This is a genomic window from Promicromonospora kroppenstedtii DSM 19349, from assembly GCF_000515355.1.
Classification (GTDB): domain Bacteria; phylum Actinomycetota; class Actinomycetes; order Actinomycetales; family Cellulomonadaceae; genus Promicromonospora; species Promicromonospora kroppenstedtii.
Genome location: NZ_KI911570.1, coordinates 2,089 through 2,780, shown reverse-complemented (window position 1 = coordinate 2,780; position 692 = coordinate 2,089). Strand labels below are relative to the sequence as shown.

Sequence of the window (692 nt, the reverse complement as noted above, 5' to 3'; positions counted from 1 at the left end):
CGCGGCGCTGGCCGCGGGCGTGCCCGTGTGGAGCGAGGTCGAGCTCGCGTGGCGCCTGCGGGTCGACCGGCTCGGCACCGACGCGCCGGCCCCGTGGCTCGGCATCACCGGGTCCAACGGCAAGACGACCACCGTCGAGATGCTCGCGGCCATCCTGCGGGCCGCGGGCCTGCGCACGGCCGCCGTCGGCAACGTCGGCCGGTCGCTCGTCGAGGCTGCCCTCGGACCCCCTGCTCGACGTCGTCGCGGTGGAGCTGTCGAGCTTCCAGCTCCACTTCACGCACACGATGTCGCTGCAGGCGGGCGCCGTCCTGAACGTCTCGGCCGACCACCTGGACTGGCACGGCTCGCTCGAGTCGTACACGCGTGACAAGGGCCGCATCTTCGAGCGCGTCCAGGTGGCCTGCGTCTACAACGTCGCGGACCCGACGACGGAGGACCTCGTGCGCGAGGCCGACGTCGTCGAGGGCGCCCGCGCCGTCGGCTTCGTGGTGGGCACCCCGAGCCCCGGGGACCTCGGCCTGGTCGACGGCGTGCTCGTGGACCGTGCCTTCCACGCCGCCCACGACGACCCGGACCGCCGCAAGAGCGCCGCGGAGCTGGGCACCCTGGCCGACCTGAAGCAGCTGGGCGACCTGGGCGGCGTCGTGCCGACGCACATCGTGGCCGACGCCCTGGCCGCCGCCGCCCTG

At 74.9% G+C, this 692-nt stretch carries 1 pseudogene; it reads left to right on the top strand.

The features are described from left to right. Positions 1-692 (top strand): annotated as a pseudogene (locus PROKR_RS00915) (Mur ligase family protein); the annotation flags it as partial.